This is a genomic window from Staphylococcus shinii (genome assembly GCF_017583065.1).
Taxonomy (GTDB): domain Bacteria; phylum Bacillota; class Bacilli; order Staphylococcales; family Staphylococcaceae; genus Staphylococcus; species Staphylococcus shinii.
This window is the reverse complement of sequence record NZ_JAGEVL010000001.1, coordinates 464,093-490,266: the sequence shown is the minus strand read 5'-3', so window position 1 is coordinate 490,266 and position 26,174 is coordinate 464,093. Positions and strand designations below refer to the sequence as shown.

Below are 26,174 nucleotides of genomic sequence, written 5' to 3'. Positions count from 1 at the left end.
TTTAATGAAAAAGTTATTTATTAGCGCTATCACAATGTTGATATTTTTAGCAGGATGTTCACTAGAATCTCCATTAGAAAGTAATAACAATGATAAGTCAAATAAGAAAAAATCTGAAGTTGTTATCGGTGTCAGTATATCTACGTTAAATAATCCTTTCTTTGTGAAAATAAAAGATGGTATTGAGGATGAAGCTAAAAAGCAAGGAGTTAAAGTGAAATTTGCTGATGCACAAGATGATGCAGCAAAACAATCAAATGATATTGATGATTTGATTCAACAAAATGTAGACTACCTTATTGTTAACCCAACGGATTCAGATGCGATTTCAGGTAGTATACAAATTGCAAATGATCAAAATATCCCAGTAATTACTTTGGATAGAGAGGTTGCCAAAGGAGAAGTTGCATCATTTATTGCCTCAGACAATGTTAAAGGTGGGGAAATGGGTGGTCAACTGATTGTAGAGCAATTCGGTGAAAATGCGAAAGTTGCTGAATTGGAAGGTATTCCTGGTGCAAGCGCAACGAGAGAACGTGGTAAAGGATTTCATAATGTAGCAGATAAATCACTTGATGTTGTATCGAAACAAAGTGCTAAGTTCAATAGAACAGAGGGATTGAATGTAACGCAAAATATTATACAAGCACATCCAGATATCAAAGCTATTTTTGCACAAAATGATGAAATGGCATTAGGTGCTGTAGAAGCGGTTGGCAATAAGGATATCAAAGTTATTGGATTTGATGGTAACGAGGACGCAATCAAATCGGTAGAAAATAATAAATTATATGCTACTGTGGCACAACAACCAAGTTTAATGGGGGAAGAAAGTATTAAAACAGTAATGCACTTATTTGATGGTAAGAAAGTAGAGAAGAAGAACAAAATACCATTAGAAATGAAAAAACAAAATTAGCGACAACCTATAATAAAGCCGGATGTAGCAAATACTACTCCGGCTTTAAATAATTTATGGTGTTGGAACACATTGACTAGGAAAACACATTTACATTGAATCATAGTCACTTTGAACCGCTGTTGCCAAAGAGAATGATAAAAATTCTGAGACAAATTAGATGTCTAATCCTTTTTCGTAATTTTGACGATCTTGTTGTTCTTTTGCATAACGTTCAGGGTTCTTTTTGTAAAAATCTTGATGTTCAGCCTCTGCTTCATAAAATGTAGAAGCGGGTAGAATTTGTGTTGCAATCGCTTTGTCTTTATCCATAGTATCTTTTAATTTCTCAATATAAATTTCTGCCAGTTCTTTTTGATCTTCATTTGTATAGAAAATAGCAGTTTTGTATTGTGAACCTCTATCTTGGAATTGTCCGCCTTCATCAGATGGATCTATTACAGAAAAGAAAATCTCTAATAATTTGTTGTAGGAAAACAGTGCGACATCATATTCGATTTCAACAGTTTCCAAATGGCCGGTATTACCACTTTTGACTTGCTCATATGAAGGATTATCTACATGTCCTCCCATATAACCAGAAGTTACTTTTTCTATGCCTTCAAATGTATCAAAAGGTTTAACCATACACCAAAAGCAACCTCCAGCGAAGTATGCTTTATTAATATTCATGCTTAACATCCTTTCCGTATTAGACCTTAGTACCATATATAAAGATATCACTTGATTTTTATACTCTTTTTATATAACTTTAATATATGTTAATTATAGTACATAGCAGTGCAATTTTGAAGATATAAGGTTGATACTAATGAATGAAGACAAACAAAGAAGTAATACAAACTCAAGCAATAACACTAAAGAAGCGCCTATGCGTAGGGTTAAAAAGAAGCGGATTAGGAAATTACCAATAATCATTTTGATTTTTATTGTAATTTTAGCAATCATCGTAGGTTATGCTGTGCATGGTTATAATTCCGGAATCAATTATGCTAAAGACCACGGTAAAACATTAAAACAAGAGAAATTTAATGGTGCCGCTAAAAATGACGGTAAGATTACGGTAATGGTTTTAGGAGCAGATGCCGAAGATGGAGGAATTTCTAGAACAGATTCTATCATGATTGCTCAATACGATTATATTAATAAAAAAATGAAGATGGTATCTGTAATGCGTGATATCTATGCTGACATACCAGGAAGTGGTCAACATAAGATTAACTCTGCATACTCTATCGGTGGACCAGAATTATTGAGACAAACGTTGAAGAAAAATTTAGGGATTGATCCTGAATATTACGCTGTTTTAGATTTTACTGGTTTTGAAAAAATGATAGATGAACTAGAACCGAATGGTGTGCCAATTGATGTTGAAAAAGATATGTCGAAAAATATCGGTGTATCGTTGAAAAAAGGTCATCATCGTTTAAATGGTAAAGAGCTCTTAGGATATGCGAGATTTAGACATGACGCTGAAGGAGATTTTGGACGCGTTCGTAGACAACAACAAGTAATGCAGTCTTTAAAAGAAGAACTTGTGAGCGTAGACTCACTGCTCAAGTTACCAAGAGTTGCAGGTATTTTAAGAGGTTACTTAAATACTAATATGCCAGATTCTGCATTGGTGCAGTCAGGATTAAACTTCGGTATTCGTGGTGATAAAAATGTAGATTCTATAACCTTACCAATTAAGGGGACGTATCAAGATATTCAATCACCAACAGATGGTAGTGCTTTAGAAATTGATAAAGCGAAAAACAAAGAAGAAGTTAAGAAATTCTTAGATGAATAGTTTTGTTGTTATATAAGTTTGAAACAAAGAAGTAATGCAGCACTTTTATCATATTTCATTAGTCTCTGTCCGATTAAAAGATGCCTAGTAAGAAGTATAGAACTGGTGAATTTTTTTGCATTATTACTCAGTATGATGTTATAATATATTTAACGAAAAAGATTAACATTAATACACCAATCCCCCTCGCTACTGTCATAGTGAGGGGGATTTTTTTGGTGTTGGCTATTGTCGCCTTTTAATTATCTATCGCGTTTACTTAGCCAGTAAGTAAAATATGCGATGGCGCAGCCACTGATGACTGGCGCGATGATGTGAACGAAAAAGATTAACAAATAATACACCTCCTCTCTACGTCGAATTGACGCCTGAGAGATAGGCGACTTAATTATTATATCATCTGTATATATACAATAAAGTCTCACTTCTCTAAATAACCACTCTTAATTTATTAAGTTAGTGGTTATTACACATGAGTATTTACTCAGGTGTTCCGCTATTGAGTTAGTGGGACTTATGCATGAGCTTTAGCTCAAGTAATCATTAACCCCACTTATCTGAAGAAACACACTTAATTTATTAAGTTAGTGGTTCTTACACCTGAGTACTTACTCAGGTGTTCCGCTTTTTAAGAGCTAGTGGGACTTATGCATGAGTTCAGGGAAAGCTTTTATCTCTAGAGATGAGAAGGCGAAATAATTTTAAATAAATTAGATTTCTGTCTCGCGCTTTTTATTGTAAAATTTTTACTTTTAGACAAGGTAAAGCCATATTCTAGTAATAGAACGGTTTATACTACTGGTCAGATTTTCTAACTCCAGCAACCCCATAATGTGATGACTTCATTTCTTCTATAACTACTTGGATTGCCTCTTTATTAGCACCAGTTGTTTTTTCAACTGCATTTGTTACTTCACTTACTAAGTTTTTGAGTTGTTCATCTGAACGACCTTCTAATAATTTCACATTTACGATTGGCATATGTAATTCCTCCTAAACTAATTTAAAGATATTATATCACGAAAATTCTAAAAATTATAAAATAAGATATATAGAACACTTGTTCTTATTGTTGTTGATTAAGAACAAGTGTTCGTATATAATAGAGTTAATTGAGGGAGGTTGTTTGATATGTATGATTATAATCTAGTAGAAGAAAGAGATGTATTGTGTATAGATCAAAAGAGTTTTTTTGCGAGTGTATCTTGTATTCAAAAGGGATTAGACCCTATGACTGAAAAATTAGCAGTGGTTGCTGATACTAAAAGACAAGGCTCAGTTGTGTTAGCTGCCACAGGACCACTAAAAGCATTAGGTATCAAAACTGGATCTAGATTATTTGAAATACCACATAGAAACGATATTTATATAATTAATCCAAGTATGCGAAAATATTTGGAAGTTTCTATAGCAATATCAAAAATTGCATTGCAATATATTGCACCAGAAGACTTGCATCAATATAGTATAGATGAATTTTTTATGGATGTTACGAATAGCTATCATAGATTTAGTAGTACGGTGCCTTCATTCTGTCAAAAATTACAAATGGAAATTAAAGAAGCAACAGGTATTAATTGTTCAATCGGTATAGGTTCAAATATGTTGTTGAGTAAAATTGCAATGGATATAGAAGCCAAACATAACGATAGTTTAATTGCAGAATGGCGTTATCAAGATGTACCTAAAAAGCTTTGGCCAATTCAACCGCTCAGCAAATTTTGGGGGATTAGTAGAAGAACAGAAGCTAAATTGAATAAAAGAGGAATTTTTACTGTTGGTGATCTAGCACATTATCCACACGCGTATTTAAAACGAGACTTAGGTGTCATTGGTATCGATTTACATTTACATGCAAATGGTATTGACCAAAGTAGAGTAAGAGATAAATATAAAGTGATGAATCCATCTATTTGTAAGAGTCAAATACTCATGAGAGATTATCGCTACAGCGAAGCCAAAGTAGTTATGCGCGAATTGATTGAGGATGTCGCTAGCCGCGTTCGAGGGAGAAATCAATTGGCTAAGACGATTCATTTTTCATTTGGATATAGTGATGAAGGAAGTATAAGTAAACAATATACGTTAGAAGATCCAACAAATCTTGAAGATAATATGTATAAAGTAGTTGAGCGTTTTGCCGATAAATTATGTGACCATCATGCATTATTCCGTACAGTAAGTATTTCATTAACCCAGTTTATCGATGAGAAAGACAGACAATTGAATTTATTCATTGATGAGTATGAAAGAAAAAGAAATGAAAAGCTAGCTAAAACCATAGATGCGTTACATCGAAAATTTGGACGAGGAATTGTATCTAAAGCAGTATCATATACAGAGGCAGGTACAAAACATGGTCGTCTTGGTCTTATGGCAGGGCATAAAATGTAAAGTTCTACTTCTCTATAGAACTACTTTTTCATGTCATGAAAATTAGTAATTCTTATATAAGCGTAGAAACGCTTGTATTCCAAGAAAAATTCTACTGGGGGCTTATGCATGAGCAATAACTCAGATAAACATAAAAACCGCTGTTTAAACTATTAAATTAGTGGGAGTATGAAATCCAATTTATCAAAAATGATTTCATACTCCCACTTATAAAATTTCATATATTAATCAATATAAGTATCAAAATCATTGAGTGCCTCAGCACCAGCTTTACGATCCTCAGGGTTTTTAAAACTAATGCGCAATGCACCGTATATATCTTCGCGAACTTCTAAAATTCTAAGGTTGCTTATAGAAATATTATGTAAACTCAGAATGTTTGTCACTTTGCTAATCATACCTGGTTTATCCGGAATATCGACATATAGATCATACTCCACGGAAAGCGCTCCTTGTTGTTTAAGGGGAAGTTCATCACGATAAATTTTAGCATCATTAAAGAAAGCGTGGAGGTCTTCAGCATTATTACGCTCAATTAACGATATAACATCACCCATTTGATCTTTCCATTCCTTTAGGATGCTTAATATAGTGTCTTTATTCTCAACTGTAATATCACGCCACATAATTGGGTTACTGCTTGCAATTCTAGTGATATCTCTAAAACCACCCGCAGCCAATGTTTTCACTAAAGCAGAATCACCTACATGTTGAGCATTTAAATGAACCAAACTTGAAGCGATAATATGAGGGACGTGACTAACGATACCAGTTACAAAATCATGTTCTTCTGCAGTTGTTGAAATGAATTTAGCATCAGTTGTTTTTAATAGATCTTGGATTTCTTCAAAAGCTAGATCATTAGCTGGTTCATTATGCACGAGTATATAAAAAGCATTTTCAAACAGATGTTTTTTTGCATTTAATACACCAGATTTATGACTACCAGCCATTGGATGGCCACCAATAAGGTGAATACCGTATTTTAAAAGAAATTGTTCATACTGTTGAATCGTTGATTTTGTACTACCAGTATCTGTGATAATAACATTTTTCTTTAATTGATAGCTTGGTAATTCTTGTAAGTATTTTATTGTTTGTTGTACGGGTGTTGCATATATAATGATATCTGCATTTTCGACGCTTGATTTATAGTCTGTCGATTGAAAATCAATGATACCAATAGATAAAGCTTTATCTAATTGAGATGTATCAGCATCAAATGCTGTAATTTCTATATCATTATGATAGTATCTTAAATTACTCGCTAGACTGCCGCCGATTAGGCCTAGGCCAACGAAAAGTATTTGTTTCATTAAGCGAATCACCTCTATCAAAATTTTCAGAATAGTAATATTGTATAGTAGGTATTACTAATACGCAATACGTGATGAAATTTTTGCCTAATCACTAATTATATTTTAACAACTTTAAAATCGTAGTGATAATTTTATTGAAAATGAATTATTAGAGCTGACAATATGAAATATTACCTAAAATAAATAGATTAGAAATGAATATGTGAAACATAAGAACATAAATCAAATAGAATTATGCTAAAGTAAGAGAAAGTAAACAATGAACAACGTAATATATGATAAGCATAGTGATAATTTTTAAAATAAGGCGATTTATAATGATCTTCAAAAAATAAAGGGAGTGTAAATTTTGAAAATAAAAAACATTTTAATTGCAGGTTCATATCAATCTGATTTTTATCCATTTTTGAAACAGCTAGAGCAGTATAATTTACGTTTTAAATCGACCGAGATTATTTCACAAGAAGATATGAATTGGGCAGATACATATGTAGGGTTTGCTCCGCATGAAAACTTTGAACCTTCTAAAGTCAAATGGGCGCACACATTTAACGCAGGCGTGAATAATTATTTAGCTATTTCTGGTTGGGATAATACTTTGTTAACTAGAACAATCAGTGATTTTGGAGAAAAAATGAGTGAGTATTGCTTGAGTTATATATTAGCTGATTTACAATATCACTCTCGATTCAAAGCACAGCAAAAAGCTAAAGTTTGGTCTGTTAAATCACCAGCTTCATTGAAAGATCAAATTATAACAATACTAGGTACAGGTGAAATTGGTCAAAAGATTGCCGAAGTATTCTCAACATTTGGAGCAACTGTAAATGGCATTTCAAATAGTGGCCAAGATAAAGCATATTTTAATCAAATAAGTAATATAGAAAATGCTCATACAATACTTAAACATTCAAATTATATAATTAGTACCTTGCCACTAACACAAAATACAGAAAAACTATTAAACCAACATTTCTTTAATTATTTAAACGATGCTTATTTTATAAACGTAGGTAGAGGGAAAGTAGTTGATACTGACCAATTACTAGATGCTTTAAATGAGGGAAAGTTAAGACATGCTGTATTAGATGTCTTTGAGTCAGAACCATTAACAGAGAATTCTGAGTTATGGCAAAGAGAAGATGTTACGGTTACACCCCATATTTCAGCATTAACAGATATAGATGATGCCATATCGTGTTTTTGTAACACATTGAAAAAATTAGAAAATAATGAATCAGTATCTAATCAAGTTGATTTCAGTAAAGGATACTAAATTTAGTTAAGAATTAAACAAGTTGATTTTAATTATAACTGTTAAGGATTTTTGTACAATTATACCAATTTTCGAAGATAAAAGTTAAAATGGACATATATATATTAGGAGGGGATTGCATGACTGAATCAATTTTCACCACAATTCAAGCATTAACAGAAATTAATAGCCCATCAGGACACGCAGACAAGGCAATTAATTACGTTAAAAACGAAGTTGACCATTTAGGTTATACAACAATGCTAACGAACAAAGGGGCATTGCTGATCACTGTGAAAGGTGAGAACGATGAAGCCCAAAAATGTATCACTGCACATGTTGATACGCTTGGTGCTATGGTAAAAGAAATTAAAGAAGATGGAAGATTAGCCTTGGACTTGATTGGTGGCTTTAGTTATAACGCAATTGAAGGAGAATATTGTGAAATAGAAACTTCGTCAGGACAAACTTATACTGGTACTATCTGTTTACATGAGACGAGTGTCCATGTGTATCGTAATAATGACGATATACCAAGAAATGTTGAACACATGGAAGTTAGATTAGATGAAAAAGTGATGTCAAAAAAAGACACTGAAAGTCTAGGTATAGATGTAGGAGACTTTATAAGTTTTGATCCAAGGACTCAAATCACATCATCAGGGTTTATAAAATCACGTCATTTAGATGATAAGGCTAGTGTGGCAATGATTTTAGAGTTTTTAAAAACAATTAATAATGAAAACTTAACACTACCTCATACGACACAATTCTATATTTCAAACAATGAAGAAATTGGTTATGGGGCAAATGCTTCAATTTCACCAAAAATTGTTGATTTTATAGCTTTTGATATGGGAGCGTTGGGTGATGGCCAAACATCTGATGAATATACAGTATCAATTTGTGCGAAAGATGCATCAGGCCCTTATCATAAAGCGTTACGTGAACAACTAGTTAATTTATGCCAACTTAACAACATCCCTTATAAAGTAGATATTTATCCGTATTATAGTTCGGATGCCTCTGCAGCATTAAAGGCAGGCGCTGATATCAGACATGGCTTATTTGGTGCAGGTATTGAATCTTCACATGCACTAGAGCGTACGCATATAGATTCGTTAAAAGCAACCCAAGCATTACTTCATGCATATTGTTTAGCCCCTATACAATCACACATACAATAATTTAGATATGTTTCGAAGAGAACTGTAACCTGAGCAGTTTGTATATAGCGATAGATGTTGGAAAATATAGTTTGAACATACGTTAATATAGTGAATTTTATCAGTAGAATATTAAGGAAATGAATTATATGTCTAAAGGTAATATTAAATAAAATACTAATATAAATTGTATTATTGAGGTGGAAGGATGAATAATGAAATTGAATTAATTTTATTTGATTTAGATAATACACTATATTCATTTAATAAATATTGGAATAATGCTAATAAAGAAGTATTTAAAGAATTTGACTATACTAAAAATCTTGAATACGAAGAATTTAATCGCATGTTGATATACTATGATGAATACTATTGGGTACAGCATGATTCTGGCCAAATCACTTTAGATCAACTACGGTATTTAAGGTTAATAAAAACTTTGGAAACATTTAATATCAATATTAGTTACGAAGAAGCTAAAAAGTACTTCGCAACATTTTTTAATTATATATTATCTTATATAACACCGGATTATGAACTTATTGAACTACTTAACATTTTAAAAAACTATAAGAAAATAGGTATTCTAACAAATGGTAAAATTTTGGAACAAAGAGAAAAAATAAGGCGGCTAGATTTTGAAAAAACATTTGATGGAAACGTTTATATTTCAGAAGAAATAAATATTGAAAAGCCTGATAAAAAATCATTTCAATATGTCGCTAAGGCTTTTAAAGTATCAGTTGAAAATACGTTGTTTATAGGTGATTCACTTCATAACGATGTATTAGGATCATTATCTGCAGGTATGAAACCAATTTGGTTAACTTCTGAAAATGATTTAGAAGGTTATCAAATAGATGACGTTGAAATTTATAATGACGATATAAAAAGTCTTGTTATGAAACTCATAGAAGAATATAAGTAAGTTATTAACCTAGATTATATTAAAGATTACTTTGTATTTTTTAAATAGTAAGGAGCATGATTTGTCTTGAATATTTTATCAACATTATCACCAGCAATATTTTATGCGGTGTTATTGGCAATTCAATATTTTTTATCTAGAACAGGAAATAAAATAGTGGGGGGCGATTGTGCCTGTTATATTTGTAATCGTTCTCATTTATTTGTATTTAACAGAAAAGCTGGGGTTAAATATATGGGGAGCTATAATATTTGGCGTTATAGGATTGTTGTTTCTATTTGGCCAATGGGATAGCGCACAAAAAGATAAGAAGAAAAAAATGGAAAAAGAACTAGATAAGATGGAAGGAAAAGGCTTAAATTAATTTGAAATATGAGTAATAAGTGGTTATAAACATACGTACAAATGATGTGAAATTCATTTATTAATATGATTAACAAACAAATATATTTCATAAAATAAGCACTTTGCATGCTAGTTTCTCGCGATACTATAATATATTTAGCATCAATATCTGAATTTGATGTACAAAACCCCTCACTATTCTCAGTAGTGAGGGGTTTTTGTGTAACTTGTCCGTCTATTTTACTTACTGTCACGTTTGCGAAGCCACTAAAGAAATACAGTAAAATTTAATCACTTGTTGCTGTGGTCATGGTGTGAACAAGAAAGTCTTTTACTTTCTGTACCATTTCTTTAGGTCAAATTAACGTCTGAGAGATAGGAGACTATATTATTATATTATCTGTGAAAATACGAGTATAAATACTTTTGACAAGTTGATGAATAAAAATTCAACTTCTTTCTAATCACCATTTTTTTAAACCTACTTATCATTTTCTGTTAATTTCTGTTCAAGTTTACTAATGCCATAAATTATTATAAATAAACCTGCAGGCAAAAGTATTGTACTTAAAGTATTATTTGAAACTAGAAATATTATTACTAGGGCATATATAGTACATAAAACTGCCGTTAATAATATGTTTGAGACTTTAGTCATATAAAAACACCTCATTAATAATGATTTATAACTTTGTCAATTTACATTCTTCGGTAATGGTATCTTTGAGGACTGTTTATCGACATAGGCAATTTCCTATCAATTAATATATTTAAACACCAACTGGATCAGAAGTACCCATATATACTAACAATTCGAATAACTTTGAATGCGAAAGTTACAAATCTACATTGTCTTTTTTAATATATTCTTTATTTAACTTTCGTTTTTAGCAATATAAAACGGTACCATTATTTTTATATTGTTTCAAAACGACTAATATCATATTTTCCTAGAAATTTAAAGACATTATCAATTAATTCTTCTTTATAGGCTATTAATCCTATCGCTCGGTCATAACCCTCTAAGGGTCGATAATTTATATCCATACTATCTAGTCTTGTTGTTAACGACTGAGGGATAATAGTAACACCTTGGTTAGTTTTCACACTAGCAAACAATGATTCTAAGTTTGGTTTGTGCTCAATATCTAATTGTAGTTCGGAAAAGTTTTTTCTCACAAATGTTAAAGTGTCACAGGGTGGACTAAGTAAAAAAACTTTATACTCTTTTAGATGCGATGTATTGATACAATCTAATTTACTTAAAACATTGTCGTTTGAAAAAGCAATCATATATTTTTTGATGTATAAAGGTTTTGTAAATAGATGATTGGCAGTCGTAGAGGAGATGTCTCCAATTAATACATCTATATCTCCATTGTGAAGATGCTTTAGTAATATTTGTGTATTATTTTCAATTTTTACAATTGAATTTTCACTTAATACATTTTTATGAAAATTATCTAACTTGTATAATGAAAAACTTGGTAACAAACCAATTCTCAATTGTATATTTATTGGATCTGTTATTTGTATTTTTAACTTTTCTAAATGCGACTTGATTTCAGTTAATTTTTTTAAAACTATCTTTCCCTTATCGGTTAAAAAAATGCCACGTGAAGTTCTATAAAATAAATCGCAGCCAAAATAATTTTCTATATGCTTTATTCTCTTGCTAAGAGCTGGTGTACTAATGTTAAGTATACTAGAAGCATGGTTGATACTTTGAAATTCTGCGACTTTAATAAAGTCTTCTATATAATCTATGTTCATAAATCTACTCCCTATTAACTTTTTCTTTAATCCACTCTTAATACAATCATTATTCCTCTAAAAACAATATAATACTACACTGAAAATATCAAAATAATGATTTTGGGAAATGCTTTTAAACTAAATAACTTAAATAAAATCTTAAAATAGGGTGGATAAATTATGAAGAAAATATGGGTTTTAGCACTAGGCATGTTTGCATTAGGCATGGATACATATATCGTAGCAGGTTTAATACCTGATATGGCGAAAAGTTTTAATAAGAGTGGTGAAGAAATAGGACAAGGAGTAACTGTATTTACGTTGTTTTTTGCCTTATCTGCACCAATTTTTTTCAACAATTTTAGCAAAATATTCAGTGAAAAAAATATTATTAATTGCTTTAATAACATTTGCGACATCCAATGTAATTACTATGATATCAACTAACTATTCAATATATATGTTATCAAGAAGTTTAGCAGGTTTATCAGCTGGTCTTTTCTCACCAATAGCTGTAAGTTCAGGTAGTTATTTAGTGGATTATAAAGATAAAGGTAAAACTTTATCATTTATAGTTGGGGGTATGAGCATTGGTGCGGTCATTGGCGTTCCGTTAGGATTACAAGTGTCCAATCTTAAAAGTTGGAGATTTGCAATTGGAATAATTACCTTTGTAAGCATCGCATCACTTATAAGTATTTATACTTTGCTTCCAAACTTTAAAATGCCAGCATCGCCTAACTTAAAAGAGAGATTTTCTCTTTTTACAGACATAAAGGTAATCAGTGTAATATCTGTTACTGTATGTGCTGCAATTGCGAGTCTAGGTTTATACACTTATCTTTCACAAGTCATTAGTGAAATACTTGAGTCGGAAAATATCACAATTTTCTTAACTATTTGGGGTGTATGGGGATTGATTGGTAGTTTTGGCATAGGGTTGATTATCGATAAATTTAAAAATACTAAGATACTAATGTTGATTATACTTTGTGTTTTAGGTGTGAGCATTGTAATAATACTAAGACTAATAAAAATTCCTGTTTTAGGACTGTTACCATTCTTACTGTGGGGGGAACAGGATGGGCAACACAAGCTCCACAACAACATATTTTATTACAAAAACATTTACATAACGGAAGTACAGCTGTAGCATTAAACAGTTCTGTGAACTATTTAGGTAGTGCTATCGGTGCTGCATTAGGCGGAGTATTGTTATCACAGGGAGTAAAAGTGAATGCTTTAATTTATTGTGCATTCACTTTTGTTATGTTAGGAGCATGCATACAATTGGTAAACATCTTTAAAGAAAAAGAAAAGTTTACATTTAAAAAGGAGGAAAATTATTAATAGAACTAATTTTTAATATTATATTCATAAATCATTTTTCACCACATTAATAAAAGCTTCTAATGATTTTATATGGATACAGTCTTGTCTATTTATTAAATACTTCCATTTTAAATCCTTAAAATCTCCGACTGAATTCATTAATTTTTATACGTATAATCGTATAAAAATTAATTGCAATCGAAAGATTTAGTGATACAATTATTTAGGCGTGATGTTTACTGGTTGGTTTTAAAGTTACCTAAAACATATGCGTATAATAAACTGAAAAATCTGTCATTTAGGGTGCCTATGACAAAATATTCCTTTTAATTATACATAGAAAAACTAAAATCAATATGTCATTTGAGGTAATAACAGTATTGGAAAAGTAAATAAAGCGTACATACAAGTGTAATAAAGGGGTTTTGCCAAATATGATATCACTTTTTATATCTTACATGATTTTAGGAATAACCTTATCCTTACCAGCTGGAACTATGACGATTGAAATGTCTAAGCAAGGATTGAAAAACGGCTTTTTTCATGGTTGGTTTGTTGGTATAGGTGGTATGACAGTAGACTTGATTATGATACTAATAATTTATTTTGGTTTTTCAGAAATATTAATACTCCCAGCAGTAGAAACAGTAATGTGGCTTATAGGTTTTTTATTTTTATTATATATAGGAATAGAGAGCATAAAAGAAGCAAAACAGCCATTAGAAATATCGAATACAAATTTAAGAAAGAAATCATTATTTAAATCATATGGTAGAGGGATTATGATGGCTGTTACTCCATCAAATATAGTGTTTTGGATTGGAGTATTTGGCACTGCCCTTACCACAGCAATTAATAATGTAAGTGGATATCAGTTTTTATTAGTAGCTTCAGGAATTTTGTTCGGAATATTGATTCACGATGTTATATTAATGGGAATTATTAGTTATACACGTAAATTTGTTAATCACACTTTTACTAAATGGACATCAATTATAGCTGGATTTTTGCTTATAGCATTCGGTCTTTACTTCGGTTATTTATTTATAGGTGAAGTGAAACATTTAATTTAGTACAAATATAGGTGAATCTCTCATTCAGATAATTTATTGGTACAACTTAGACAAAAAGACCACGCCTTATATTGAACTGACCCCAAATAGTGGGAATGAAATAAAAACACTTTCGTTGAATTCATTTAAAATGAATCATACGTAGGTGTTTTTTCTATGAAAGTAATGTCTTATTCAATAGAAACAAAATATAAAACTATTGAAATGAAAGAAGCTGAATATACTGTAAAAAAATTATGGAAGCATTAAATATCAAAACAACACACAGGTAAAACTTGGTGGCGATGGTATCGAAATGGTGAAACTTATAGATTTTACCAACAAAGAGGCAAGCAATATGCTTATGGCAAAGGAGTGAAAGAATTATCAGAAGTAGAACAATTAAAGTTAGATAATAAGAAAAAGATATTGAATTAGATATTAAAAAAGTACAAGGAATTGGAAAGGAAGTGGTACCAAAAGTAATTGTAGAATTAGTTGATCAATTAAAGTATAAGTATTCAATCAAAATGATACTTGATGTTTTAGAAATACCTAAATCGACATACTATAGATGGAAATATAAGAACAATGAAAAAGATAAAGTGACTCAAAAGGTTATTGAAATATGTGAAGAAAATAATTTCACCTACGGTTATCGAAAAATTACAGTTTTAATTAATCAATTGTCTACAGTACCAGTTAATCATAAAAGCGTTCAGAGAATCATGAGGGAGAAATAATCTGAACTGCCGAGTTAGACCTAAAAAATCTAAAAAATTGGTAAACCTTATTATAAAACAAATAATTTATTGCAAAGACAGTTTAAAGCTAACCAACCAATGGAAGTATTAACAACTGATATTACTTATTTACCTTTCGGCAACTCTATGTTGTATTTATCTTTAATTTTGGATGTTTATAACGGAGAAATTGTGGCGTATAAAATAGATAACAAACAGGGTCAAAGCTTAGTAAATGATACATTGAATCAAATAGATATGCCTGAGAATTGCATACTACATAGTGACCAAGACAGTGTTTACACATCCTATTCTTACTATCAATTATGCAAAGAAAAAGGCATTATCAGAAGTATGTCCCGAAAGGGAACACCAGCTGATAACGCCCCGATAGAAAATTTCCATTCCTCGCTAAAGTGTGAAACTTTCTACATAAACAATGAGCTCAATAGCTCTAACCAAATTGTAATAGATATTGTCGAAAATTACATTAAAAACTATAATAATAATCGAATTCAACAAAAACTAGGATACTTATCCCCTATAAAATATAGGGAATTAGCAGCCTAGAACCATTGTGTTTTTATTAAATTCCCATTCTAAGGGTTCAGCGCCATATAGGTGGTGGTCTTTAATTATATCTTAAGGGTAAAATTTAGAAATAATGGTTTATATTAAGTAGAAATGATTTGTTAAAATATGAGTTTCTTATTAAAGATATCTTAAACTTACTTAGTATCAACCTCAATTTTTCTAAGGATCATTATATAAGTACAATCTTACTATAAATTTAAAAGTTATAGCCTATTGAATTAAACAATTGTTTATAATTATTTTTGGCGCTATCAAAAGTTAATTCAGGTTTCGTTTTAACATTGGTTAATGGATTTTCAATAATATCTATCATATATTTAGTTAATTGTTCTATATTGTTTTTTTCTACAAGGTAGCCATTTTTACCATGATCAATTATTTCAGAGGGTCCGTACTTTACATCGTATGAAATGACAGGGCACCCCACATTTATACTTTCCATTACAGACAGGCCGAATCCTTCAAAGGAGCTAGTTAACAGTGAAGCTTTAGATTTTTGAAATTTAGATGTAGGATCATTTGTAAAACCATGAATATGCACCTTGTTTTGGATGCCAAGATCGAATATCAAATTCTCAATTACTGAAACTTGACCAAATTCTCCTCGTCCATAAATATCCAATGAAGTATTGTAACCACTTTCTAAAAACTTAGAATATGCTTTTAGTATATGATCAATTTGTTTCTCTTCAGCAATTCTTCCTATAAACACAAACCTATCTTCTTTCACTACATTATTAGAATATGGATTAGAGTTTATAAAGTGGGGTATTACAGAAATTTTATCTGAGCTAATATTGCTAACGTTTTGTATATCATTTTTTTGTTTATTAGTTAAAAGTAAATATTTAGATACTTTATGATGGTTTTCTAGTGCAAATTTATAGGATTGTTCAACCTTATCAGCATTCATGTGACTACTGTGGAAAACAAGTATATTCTTAGTGTTGATTTTTTTGTTGAGTAATGGTTTATCAAGTAATCTAGCATCACAAAACACTGTATCATTTTCACTGAATTTGTTATCAAAATAATACTGGAATAATTGTTTTTCAGTTTTAAATGTTTTGTGTGGCCAATAATCTTTATATGTTTGTATTTGAATTATATTGTTAGCATCATTATCTTCAAAGAATTTCTTACAATAAATCATTTCATTTGCATCAAAAAATTCTTCGGCAATTTTTTTATAACTATTAGGAGAGTAGTAGATTTTTTTATGTAATACTCCATAATTGTTATATTGCCAACGCTGAATTCTTTTCTTACTAATAGGAGACATAAAGTCTTCAAACTCTAATATATTACTGTCTTTAAAATATCTTCTATATAAAACATATGAATCGTCACTATCGTAGTAACGTACAATATTATTAGTTTTCCCAAACTTATATTTTAAATCGTGCATTTCAAGTGGTGTTTCTATATATTTGGTTTTCTTTAGTATTTTGCTTCGAGGTGATGTTAGTAACTTATAATTTGCTAACCAGTCGTATATGTTTTCATATTTTATGTTTTTAGTGACTTTCTCTTCTTTTAAAAATGATTCATATACATCATTATAATTAGGATTGTAATTGGTAGTTAAAATTGTAGAAGGAACACCTAATTCTTTATCTAAAAATTTTGTTCTTCCCAATAAAGATTTTGTTCTTCCGCCGTGTACTGGAGGAAGTGTACTAGTAACTGTGTATATCATTATTTTAAACTCCTTAAATAATAAGAGCCCCGTTTAATCACAACAATTTTATATTATGAACAATGTAAAATTTAACATAATACTTCGATTTGAGGCTTTAATTTCCCTTTAATAATAGTGAGCAATACTTTCTAAGTATTGCCTTGTAGAATTTCTAATTAACCATCATTACATTTACTTTATAGAAATATTTCTTCTATATTAACCTCCTTTATATTTTGAGATGAATTATCAAAACATTCATGTTCTATATTTATTCTAATGAATTTAATAAAATTCAGCTTCCCAGTAAGAATAAAATAAAGTATGTATTCATATTAGCAAACAATATAAGTATTTAATATAAAATTTGCACAATTGATAAAATTATTTTGTTTGTTGTGCTTGAAAAATAATGTTTTTAAAAAAATTGCCCAATACAAATTAAATAGATGAAATTAGTGGAATAATATTTCACTAGAGTTAGATTATTTAAAAAAGGATTGAATAATTTAAATATTATAAAGTTTGTTGTTTGATTATATTGTAAATAATAAAAGGAGTTAGACAAAAAAGTTTGCAATTTTTTCGGATATATACAATTCATTGTTTAATGAAAATAAATGTTGTAATGAAACTATCATAAAATACATCAAATTGTTTAACTTGCAAACGTTGTAGTTATTGAATTATTTTAAATAAAATATAGTGTTTTGGATTGGAGTATTTGGCACTGCCCTTACCACAGCAATTAATAATGTGAGTGGATATCAATTTCTATTGGTAGCTTCCGGTATATTATTTGGAATATTGATTCATGACATTATATTAATGGGAATAATTAGCTATACGCGAAAATTTGTGAATCATACATTTACTAAATGGATATCTATAGTTGCAGGTTTTTTACTTATTGGTTTTAGCCTATACTTCGCTCTTTTATTTATTGGAGAGATAAAGCATATGCTTTAATTTGTAGTTTTTTTAATTAAGAATATGAATCCAATTGTTTATAACAGTTTCTAAGCAAAGAGAGGATGAATAAAGATGCATTTTAAGCAAGCAATAATTTCTGATGCACCTATAATTCACAAGTTGATGATTAGAGCGTTTTCAGAATACAAAAATGATATAATCCCATCTAGCGCTTTAGAGGAAACAGAAAACGGTATTACTAAAGCCTTATCGCAAGAAGGAGAAAAAGCTTTAATCGCATATGAGTCAGATGAACCAGTGGCAATGGCTAGATTTAAAATAGATAATTATCAAATGAATTTTTATCGCCTATCTGTAGATCCTATATGTCAAGGACAAGGCGTAGGAAAGAACCTATTAAAGTCACTAGAAACATATGCTAAAAGTAATGATGTATCAGAAATTATATGTAAAGTTCGTATGAATATTAAAAAGAATATTAAAATTTATAAAGATAGCGGTTACTTTATATACGATGATTATACTATTGATAAGCCGAATAATGAGTCATTACATATTGTATCTATGAGGAAATTTATTTAAAGATACAATGAAAGAAATGATGCCAATTATTGTTTAATACAAAGAGAAAGTAAGTGAAAACACATTCTAGCTTGCTAATTTTAAATTTGTCTTTCACACCATCTAACCACAATTTTCACTTTAGCTATTGCATCTTGCTGTGATAGTTTTAAAATAGAGAGTGACTAACTAAAACAAAATATAATTGAAATTTTGTTTTAAAAAAGCAAATAAAATTTGGGAGATTATAAACTATGAAAAAACCGAGTTTGAGAGCTGTATTATTTACTATATTTTGGCTTTTAGTATCGCTATATGCTGCTTATGTAACATTTGCAAATCATAAGATACCATATCATCCAATTATATTCTTGTTTTTATTTGCAATAGGTGCAAATATTATTAAAAAAGTAGCACCGAAAGATAATTATGAAAAATATCAAAATAACGAAGATAGATTACGATAAAAAGTGTAAATACAAAGTTTTTCAGCAACTGATATACCGTGGAAAACGACAGTAAAATTCACAAATTAAATTTAAATGTTGACAAATTCGATTTATACTAGTAGGATTTTACTTAATTACTTATCGCAACAAAAGTTGCCATTTGAAAGATAAAGTAGCAAATATGTGATGTAGCAATAAGAAAGCTAATGGTTGATGGAAATTAGCACTGCATATATTGTGAATTGGGCTTTTAAATGAAAATTAAATAGCAATTAAAGTGAACAATGAATTTGTTAACTAAGGTGGCACCACGGTAACGCGTCCTTACAGTATGCGTTACCGTGGTGTTTTTTTATACTAAAATTGAACTAAATTGGAAGACAAAATGAAGTAAGTGATGATTAGGTAGTTACAGAAAGTTAGTGGTTGATGCGAACTAACACCTACATATACTGAAATTGGGTTTTGTTGGATTACAAATGAATATAACAAAGAGAGAGTAGATGGTTTTTAAGAAACTAGATTATCTACTAATTTTAGGTGGTACCGCGCGTCAGCGTCCTTGAACATTGTTTAAGGATGCTGATTTTTTTATAAGGAGGAAAGTAATATGAAAGTACAATATCAAAAATTAAATGCTGAAGTTACCCCGGAAGCTCTAGCAAGATTAAGAAATAATAAAATAATTCTAGAAAGTTCAGATCAATCTCAATTAAAAGGGCGTTATTCTATTGTCATTTTCGACACGTATGGATCTATTACTTTGGACAATGATGCAATGACTGTAGACACACCGAATGGAATAAACATAGAACGTAACCAACCATATGACAAGATGAAGGAACTTATTGATCAATACAAAACGGCGATAGATAACGAAATATTGGCACAGTTACCATTTATCTCCGGATTTGTTGGATCATGTAGTTTTGATTTAGTAAGACATGAATTTCCGGTATTAAAGCAAATTGAATTAGCAGACCACCCACAACACGATACGAAATTTCATATGGTAGAGGATGTTTATATTTTTGATCATTATAAAGAACATTTATATGTTATAGCGACAAACTTATTTTCTAATGATAATGACTCACAATTACAAGAACGTGTGCAACGTCGTGTGGCAGAGTTGCAACAAATTAAAATTTATACAACACAAATTGAACATCTTTCAATAGATAAGGACATAAAATCCAATATGCAACCAACGCAATTTATTGAAACGGTTGAACATATGAAAACACTTATTCAACAAGGCGACATGTTCCAAGTTGTACCATCAATTATTTATAGCTATGAACACTTTTTTGGTCAACAACTACAACCATTATCGTATCAGCTATATCAAAATTTAAAACGGCAAAATCCAAGTCCGTATATGTATTATATGAATATGGATCAACCTATCATTGTCGGAAGTTCGCCTGAGAGTTTTGTAAAGGTACATGGTGAAACTGTAATCACTAATCCAATTGCTGGAACAATTAAAAGAGGCGCTACCGAAGATGAAGATCAATTAAATGAAGCGCAGTTAAAAAATGATGATAAAGAATTAAGTGAGCATAGCATGCTAGTTGATTTAGGAAGAAATGACATTCATAGAGTAAGTCAGACAGGCACATCAAAAATTCAAAAACTAATGACAATCGAACGCTATGAACATGTAATGCACATTGTGAGTGAAGTAACTGGTAAATTAAAAAATAATTATTCACCAATGACTGTAATTGCAAGTTTATTACCTACAGGCACAGTGTCGGGAGCACCAAAACTCAGAGCAATCCAACGCATCTATGAATCACAACCATATAAGCGTGGCGTTTATAGTGGTGGTATTGGCTATATTAATTGTAATCATGATTTAGATTTTGCATTAGCAATAAGAACAATGATGATTGATGAAACACATGTGAATGTTCAAGCAGGCTGTGGTGTAGTATATGACTCTGTACCTGAAAAAGAGCTGGAAGAAACGAAACTGAAAGCAAAAAGTTTATTGGAGGTATCACCATGATATTAATTGTCGATAACTATGATTCTTTTACTTATAACTTAGTGGATATGATAGCCCAGCATAAAGAAGTGATTATTAAGTATCCAGATGATCCAAGTATTTATAATTTGAATGTTGATGGTATAGTGATATCGCCTGGGCCGGGTCATCCATTAGATACGGATAATCTAATAAATATTATTAAGCACTATGAAAACAAACCTATATTAGGTGTGTGCTTAGGTGCACAAGCGTTAACTTGTTATCATCAGGGTGATGTAATTCAAAGTGAAAATATTATGCATGGTAAAAAAGATCAAATGCAAATTATAAAAGAAACAAAGTTATATACTGATATTCCAGAATATTCTGAAATAATGAGATATCATTCACTTATTAGCAACCCACAGACGATGCCTGAATCTTTATCGATTACAGCAAAAACGAAAGATTGTATTCAATCATTCGAACATATGCAGTTATTACATTATGGTATTCAATATCACCCTGAATCATTCGCAACTGAATTTGGAGAACAAATTATTAAAAACTTTTTAAATATAGTAGAGGAGGTTGGAAAGCATGGAATTACAAGCATTACTCAAACAATATAAACCATTAAATCAACAACAAATGAATGCGTTTATCGAGTTACTTCTTTCTGAAGATGTGAAAGATGAAGTGAAAATAGAATACTTAGCTTCATTTTCAGAAAAGAATATCACACAGGAAGAGTTAACATACATTGTTAAAAGTTTGATTCATTCTATGTATGATCAACAGCCTTACTATCCAAATAGTATGTGTGTGTGCGGTACTGGTGGAGATAAATCTAATAGCTTCAATATTTCAACTACTGTCTCTTTTATAATTGCGAGTGCCAATGTTCCAGTTATTAAACATGGTAATAAAAGTGTTACATCATCATCAGGTAGTACAGATTTACTAAATGCTATGCAAATTCAAACGACTTCTGTAGGACAGACACCTAGCCAATTGGACGATACAGGTTTAGCGTTTTTGAGCGCGACAGAAACGTATCCAATTATGAAGCAAATACAACCTATAAGAAAACATATGAGCAATCCAACAATTTTTAATATAACAGGACCGATGATAAATCCTTTTAAATTAGATTATCAAGTTATGGGTGTCTATGAAACTTCAAAACTAGACAAGATTGCTCAAACGTTAGCAGATTTAGGACGCAAAAAAGCAATTGTAGTGTATGGGGCGAACGGTATGGATGAAGCTACCTTGTCTGGAGACAATATTATATATGAAGTGAACGCAAATGAGAGTGTTAAAACATACACTTTAAATGCTAACGATGTTGGGTTAGATTATGCGCCAAATGAAGATCTAATCGGTGGTACACCAGCTGAAAATTTAGAAATCACTAAAAATATTTTAAATGGAACAGATCGTAGTGCCAAAAGAGATGTCGTTGTATTGAATGCTGGTATTGCATTATATGTATCTGAGCAAGTGACTACAATTCAAGAAGGTGTAAGTAAAGCACAGAAATTGATTGATAAAGGTGAAGCATTAGCACAATATAACAAAATGGGAGGAAAAACGTATGACTATATTGGATGAAATCGTATTATATAAAAAGGATTTGCTCAAACAGGGCTATTATGAAGAAAAATTAAAAACACTTGATGATGTAGATATTTCACATAAAACTACATTTAAAGCACAAATAGATGAATCGAATCGTTTAGCAGTTATTGCAGAAATTAAATCTAAAAGCCCAACATTAAATGAATTACCTGGTAGAGATTTAGTGCAGCAAGTTAAAGATTATGAAGTAAACGGAGCAAACGCAGTATCAATATTAACTGATGAGCAGTATTTTGGTGGTAGCTATGAACGTTTACAATCCTTGACTACGCAAACTGACTTACCAGTATTATGCAAAGACTTTGTCGTAGATAAAGTACAAATAGATGTAGCTAAAAAAGCAGGCGCTTCAATTATTCTATTGATTGTCAATGTCTTAACCGATCAGCAATTAAAAGAGTTATATCAATATGCAACGTCATTAAACTTAGAAGTACTTGTTGAGGTGCATGATAAAGAAGAGTTATCACGTGCTTATCAATTGAATCCACAGATTATTGGCGTAAATAACCGAGACTTAAAAAGGTTTGTCACAGATGTTTTGCATACTAATGAAATTTTAGAAAATAAAAAAGATGGTTATTATTATATTTCAGAAAGTGGCATTCGTGATGAACAAGATGTAGCTAATATAGTAGATTCTGGTATTGATGGTTTATTGATTGGTGAATCGTTAATGAAATGTGATGATTTGAGCCAGTTTTTACCAGGATTAAAATTAAATAAGGTGAAGAAATGAAGTTGAAATTTTGTGGTTTTCGTCAATTAGCTGATGTGAAAAAAGCAAAAGATATGGACATCGATGCTATAGGGTTTATTCATTTTTCCAAAAGTAAGCGATTTGTTGATATCCAAACTATTAAGCAATTTACAGATATTATCCCTGAAGATAAAGAAAAAGTCGTTATCTTGGTGAATCCTGAATATAAGGTGATAGATAGTTTAATAGAAGAAACTGGTATCACATCAATTCAATTGCACGGTGAGGAACCATTGTCTACCATTTCGTATATAAGACAAAAAGATAAAGATATAAAAATTATTAAAGCTTTGCCAGCTCAAGATAGTGCATCATTACTGACAGCAATTGAATATTATAAATATGTAATAGACCAATTTATTATAGACACACCATCACAAAATTATGGTGGTACAGGTAAAGTGTATGATTGGAAAATGTTGGAAGTTATTAGAGATATTGATTATTTGATTGCAGGTGGGATCAATTATGAAAATATCCAAAAGATTGAAAAACTATCGCTGCAACATGGTGGTTATGATATTGCTAGTGGCATAGAAACAAATAACGATAAAGATATATGTAAAATGCAATCAATAATAGAACTAGTAAAAGGAGCTAATTAATTATGGTTAAAAACATTCAAACAGAAGTAGATGAATTTGGTTTCTTTGGTAATTATGGGGGGCAGTATGTACCGGAAACTTTAATGCCGGCAGTACAAGAACTTAAAAAAGCTTATCAAGAAGCAAAAGAAGATCCTAAATTCCAAGAAGAACTTGATGGTTATTTAAAAGATTATGTAGGCCGTGAAACACCATTGACTTATGCTAAGTCATACTCAGAATCATTAGGTGGTGCCAAAATTTACTTGAAACGTGAAGACTTAAACCATACTGGTGCACATAAAATTAATAATGCACTTGGGCAAGCGTTGTTGGCTAAACGTATGGGAAAAAACAAACTAGTTGCTGAAACAGGTGCAGGTCAACATGGCGTGGCTAGTGCAACGGTAGCGGCGTTGTTTGATATGGAGCTTGTTGTATTTATGGGTGAAGAAGATATTAAAAGACAATCATTAAATGTTTTTCGCATGGAATTATTAGGTGCCAAAGTAGAACCAGTAACAGAAGGTCAAGGAACGCTGTCGGATGCAGTGAACAAGGCATTACAATATTGGGTTAGTCATGTAGAAGATACGCATTATTTATTAGGTTCTGCCTTAGGCCCAGATCCATTTCCTACTATTGTAAGAGATTTCCAAAAAATTATAGGTACTGAGATTAAATCACAAGTACAAGAGATTGAAGGGCGCTTGCCTGATGCCATTGTTGCTTGCGTTGGCGGGGGATCAAATGCAATTGGAACGTTTTACCCATTCGTAGAAGATGATGTGAAGTTATATGGCGTCGAAGCAGCTGGTGAAGGTTTTGAGTCTGACAAACATGCATTAGCAATAAATAAAGGTAAAGAAGGCGTGTTACATGGTACGAAGATGTATCTGATTCAAGATGAGCATGGTCAAATTGAATTAGCGCACTCTATTTCAGCTGGATTAGATTATCCTGGCGTGGGCCCTGAACATTCGTATTATCATGATATCGGCAGAGTGAAGTATGCAACTGCAAGTGATAAACAGGCAATGGATGCACTTGTTAGATTCACTAAAGCTGAAGGTATTATTCCTGCTATTGAAAGTGCGCATGCTTTAAGTTATGTTGAAACTTTAGCACCAACTATGGACTCAGATGAAATCCTTGTTGTTACAGTATCAGGTCGCGGTGATAAAGATATGGAAACGATTAGAAATTATATGAAACAGGAAGGTGACACACATGCATAAATTATTTATACCATATGTAATGGGAAATAAGCATTTTATTGAAAATGTAAAAACACTGAGTAATGTCGGTGCAGATATTATTGAAGTGGGTGTCCCTTTTTCAGATCCAGTTGCTGACGGGCCAGTGATTATGGATGCTGGTAGCAAAGCAATCCAAGAAGGAGTAAATATACAATTTATTTTGGATCAACTCACAGAACATCGTAATGAAATCGAAAGTGATTATGTGTTAATGACATATTATAATATCATCAACTATTATGGTGAGGCAGACTTTTTACAAGCATGTGCGCGTGCGGGTGTTTATGGATTAATTATACCAGATTTACCACATGAATTAGTGCAACAATTTAAAGCACGACACCCACAAAGACAAACAAAAGTCATCTCATTAATCGCTATGACAACATCTGAATCTCGAAGTAATCAAATCGCTAAAGAAGCAGAAGGTTTTATTTATACTGTAACGATGAATGCTACAACGGGTGAAAATGGTAAGTTTCATCCAGATTTAAAAGATAGAATAAAAAAAATAAAATCTAAATCTAAGGTGCCCGTAGTTGCTGGGTTTGGTATACGAACACCTGAACATGTTAAAGATATTACAGAGGCGTCAGATGGTGTAGTTATAGGTAGCGAAATTGTTAAACGATTTGAAAATGATAGTGAAAAAAATATGTTGAATTACTTAAAATCTATAAGAAATGCACTTAATCAATAAAATTCCACAATAATTTTATGTATAATTT

General features: G+C 31.0%; 22 protein-coding genes and 3 pseudogenes. 19 read left to right on the top strand and 6 right to left on the bottom strand.

The annotated features are described in order from the left end of the window. Nucleotides 1-4 precede the first annotated feature (4 nt). Nucleotides 5-919: a D-ribose ABC transporter substrate-binding protein gene (locus tag J5E45_RS02395; RefSeq protein WP_208181541.1), complete on the top strand. Its 915-nt coding sequence runs from the start codon at nt 5-7 to the stop codon at nt 917-919. A 156-nt stretch (nt 920-1,075) separates the two neighbouring features. On the opposite strand, the gene msrA is transcribed toward J5E45_RS02395, so the two are convergent. Beyond that, entirely contained in the window at nt 1,076-1,591 is a 516-nt protein-coding gene (msrA, locus tag J5E45_RS02390; RefSeq protein WP_039066612.1) for a peptide-methionine (S)-S-oxide reductase MsrA, read from the bottom strand. Nucleotides 1,592-1,730: 139 nt separating this feature from the next. On the opposite strand from msrA, the gene J5E45_RS02385 reads away from it, so the two are divergent. Next, nucleotides 1,731-2,711 (top strand): LCP family protein, encoded by a 981-nt coding sequence (locus J5E45_RS02385; protein ID WP_208181540.1) that lies wholly within the window; start codon nt 1,731-1,733, stop codon nt 2,709-2,711. 242 nt (nt 2,712-2,953) lie between these two features. On the opposite strand, the gene J5E45_RS02380 is transcribed toward J5E45_RS02385, so the two are convergent. Together J5E45_RS02380 and J5E45_RS02375 are read right to left on the bottom strand one after the other, a co-directional pair. Continuing rightward, entirely contained in the window at nt 2,954-3,046 is a 93-nt protein-coding gene (locus tag J5E45_RS02380) for a type I toxin-antitoxin system Fst family toxin (RefSeq protein ID WP_107531577.1), read from the bottom strand. 460 nt (nt 3,047-3,506) lie between these two features. Further along, the gene (locus J5E45_RS02375; RefSeq protein ID WP_039066609.1) at nt 3,507-3,692 is read right to left on the bottom strand and encodes a 2-hydroxymuconate tautomerase; all 186 of its coding nucleotides are present in this window, start codon (nt 3,690-3,692) and stop codon (nt 3,507-3,509) included. A 150-nt stretch (nt 3,693-3,842) separates the two neighbouring features. Here J5E45_RS02375 and J5E45_RS02370 point away from each other — a divergent pair, with 150 nt between their 5' ends. Continuing rightward, nucleotides 3,843-5,105, top strand: a complete 1,263-nt coding sequence (locus J5E45_RS02370) for a Y-family DNA polymerase (RefSeq protein ID WP_039066608.1) — start codon at nt 3,843-3,845, stop codon at nt 5,103-5,105. Nucleotides 5,106-5,329: 224 nt separating this feature from the next. Here J5E45_RS02370 and J5E45_RS02365 read toward each other — a convergent pair whose 3' ends face one another. Then, a complete protein-coding gene (locus J5E45_RS02365) occupies nt 5,330-6,421 on the bottom strand; it encodes a prephenate dehydrogenase (protein WP_208181539.1) in 1,092 nt (363 codons plus the stop codon). A 352-nt stretch (nt 6,422-6,773) separates the two neighbouring features. Between J5E45_RS02365 and J5E45_RS02360 the strand changes: the two genes are divergently transcribed. The 4 genes and pseudogenes from J5E45_RS02360 (at nt 6,774) to J5E45_RS02345 (ending at nt 10,140) form a co-directional block, all read left to right on the top strand. Beyond that, complete coding sequence (locus tag J5E45_RS02360; RefSeq protein ID WP_208181538.1) at nt 6,774-7,700, top strand: D-2-hydroxyacid dehydrogenase; 927 nt, start codon at nt 6,774-6,776, stop codon at nt 7,698-7,700. A gap of 119 nt (nt 7,701-7,819) precedes the next feature. Beyond that, entirely contained in the window at nt 7,820-8,866 is a 1,047-nt protein-coding gene (locus J5E45_RS02355; RefSeq protein ID WP_208181537.1) for a M42 family metallopeptidase, read from the top strand. A gap of 187 nt (nt 8,867-9,053) precedes the next feature. Then, on the top strand, nt 9,054-9,776 hold the full coding sequence (locus J5E45_RS02350; protein ID WP_208181536.1) for an HAD family hydrolase: 723 nt from the start codon (nt 9,054-9,056) through the stop codon (nt 9,774-9,776). A gap of 66 nt (nt 9,777-9,842) precedes the next feature. After that, a pseudogene (locus tag J5E45_RS02345) lies at nt 9,843-10,140 on the top strand (hypothetical protein). Nucleotides 10,141-11,036: 896 nt separating this feature from the next. On the opposite strand, the gene J5E45_RS02340 reads toward J5E45_RS02345, so the two are convergent. Next, nucleotides 11,037-11,894, bottom strand: a complete 858-nt coding sequence (locus J5E45_RS02340; protein ID WP_208181534.1) for a LysR family transcriptional regulator — start codon at nt 11,892-11,894, stop codon at nt 11,037-11,039. Between the two features lie 162 nt (nt 11,895-12,056). Between J5E45_RS02340 and J5E45_RS02335 the strand changes: the two are divergent. The 3 genes and pseudogenes from J5E45_RS02335 (at nt 12,057) to J5E45_RS02325 (ending at nt 15,573) form a co-directional block, all read left to right on the top strand. Continuing rightward, a pseudogene (locus J5E45_RS02335) lies at nt 12,057-13,226 on the top strand (MFS transporter). A 416-nt stretch (nt 13,227-13,642) separates the two neighbouring features. Further along, nucleotides 13,643-14,281, top strand: a complete 639-nt coding sequence (locus tag J5E45_RS02330) for a LysE family translocator (RefSeq protein ID WP_208181621.1) — start codon at nt 13,643-13,645, stop codon at nt 14,279-14,281. A gap of 156 nt (nt 14,282-14,437) precedes the next feature. Further along, nucleotides 14,438-15,573 (top strand): annotated as a pseudogene (locus J5E45_RS02325) (IS3 family transposase). A 220-nt stretch (nt 15,574-15,793) separates the two neighbouring features. Here J5E45_RS02325 and J5E45_RS02320 read toward each other — a convergent pair. After that, nucleotides 15,794-17,296 (bottom strand): glycosyltransferase, encoded by a 1,503-nt coding sequence (locus J5E45_RS02320; protein WP_208181532.1) that lies wholly within the window; start codon nt 17,294-17,296, stop codon nt 15,794-15,796. A gap of 1,026 nt (nt 17,297-18,322) precedes the next feature. Between J5E45_RS02320 and J5E45_RS02315 the strand changes: the two genes are divergently transcribed. From J5E45_RS02315 to trpA, 9 genes are all read left to right on the top strand, one after another. After that, nucleotides 18,323-18,793, top strand: a complete 471-nt coding sequence (locus tag J5E45_RS02315) for a GNAT family N-acetyltransferase (RefSeq protein WP_208181531.1) — start codon at nt 18,323-18,325, stop codon at nt 18,791-18,793. Nucleotides 18,794-19,026: 233 nt separating this feature from the next. Next, complete coding sequence (locus J5E45_RS02310) at nt 19,027-19,239, top strand: hypothetical protein (RefSeq protein WP_208181530.1); 213 nt, start codon at nt 19,027-19,029, stop codon at nt 19,237-19,239. Nucleotides 19,240-19,831: 592 nt separating this feature from the next. Next, nucleotides 19,832-21,238, top strand: coding sequence for an anthranilate synthase component I (locus J5E45_RS02305; protein WP_208181529.1), 1,407 nt, complete (start codon nt 19,832-19,834; stop codon nt 21,236-21,238). After that, on the top strand, nt 21,235-21,831 hold the full coding sequence (locus J5E45_RS02300) for an anthranilate synthase component II (protein ID WP_039066592.1): 597 nt from the start codon (nt 21,235-21,237) through the stop codon (nt 21,829-21,831). The genes J5E45_RS02305 and J5E45_RS02300 overlap by 4 nt, the downstream gene beginning before the upstream one ends. After that, a complete protein-coding gene (gene trpD / locus J5E45_RS02295) occupies nt 21,800-22,816 on the top strand; it encodes an anthranilate phosphoribosyltransferase (protein ID WP_101049320.1) in 1,017 nt (338 codons plus the stop codon). Before J5E45_RS02300 ends, trpD begins: the two co-directional genes overlap by 32 nt. Continuing rightward, nucleotides 22,800-23,582, top strand: a complete 783-nt coding sequence (gene trpC / locus J5E45_RS02290; RefSeq protein ID WP_039066589.1) for an indole-3-glycerol phosphate synthase TrpC — start codon at nt 22,800-22,802, stop codon at nt 23,580-23,582. The genes trpD and trpC overlap by 17 nt, the downstream gene beginning before the upstream one ends. After that, nucleotides 23,579-24,208, top strand: a complete 630-nt coding sequence (locus J5E45_RS02285; RefSeq protein ID WP_039066587.1) for a phosphoribosylanthranilate isomerase — start codon at nt 23,579-23,581, stop codon at nt 24,206-24,208. The genes trpC and J5E45_RS02285 overlap by 4 nt, the downstream gene beginning before the upstream one ends. Before the next feature lie 2 nt (nt 24,209-24,210). Beyond that, nucleotides 24,211-25,425, top strand: a complete 1,215-nt coding sequence (gene trpB, locus J5E45_RS02280) for a tryptophan synthase subunit beta (RefSeq protein WP_069793094.1) — start codon at nt 24,211-24,213, stop codon at nt 25,423-25,425. Further along, nucleotides 25,418-26,146, top strand: a complete 729-nt coding sequence (trpA, locus tag J5E45_RS02275; protein ID WP_208181528.1) for a tryptophan synthase subunit alpha — start codon at nt 25,418-25,420, stop codon at nt 26,144-26,146. The genes trpB and trpA overlap by 8 nt, the downstream gene beginning before the upstream one ends. Nucleotides 26,147-26,174 lie beyond the last annotated feature (28 nt).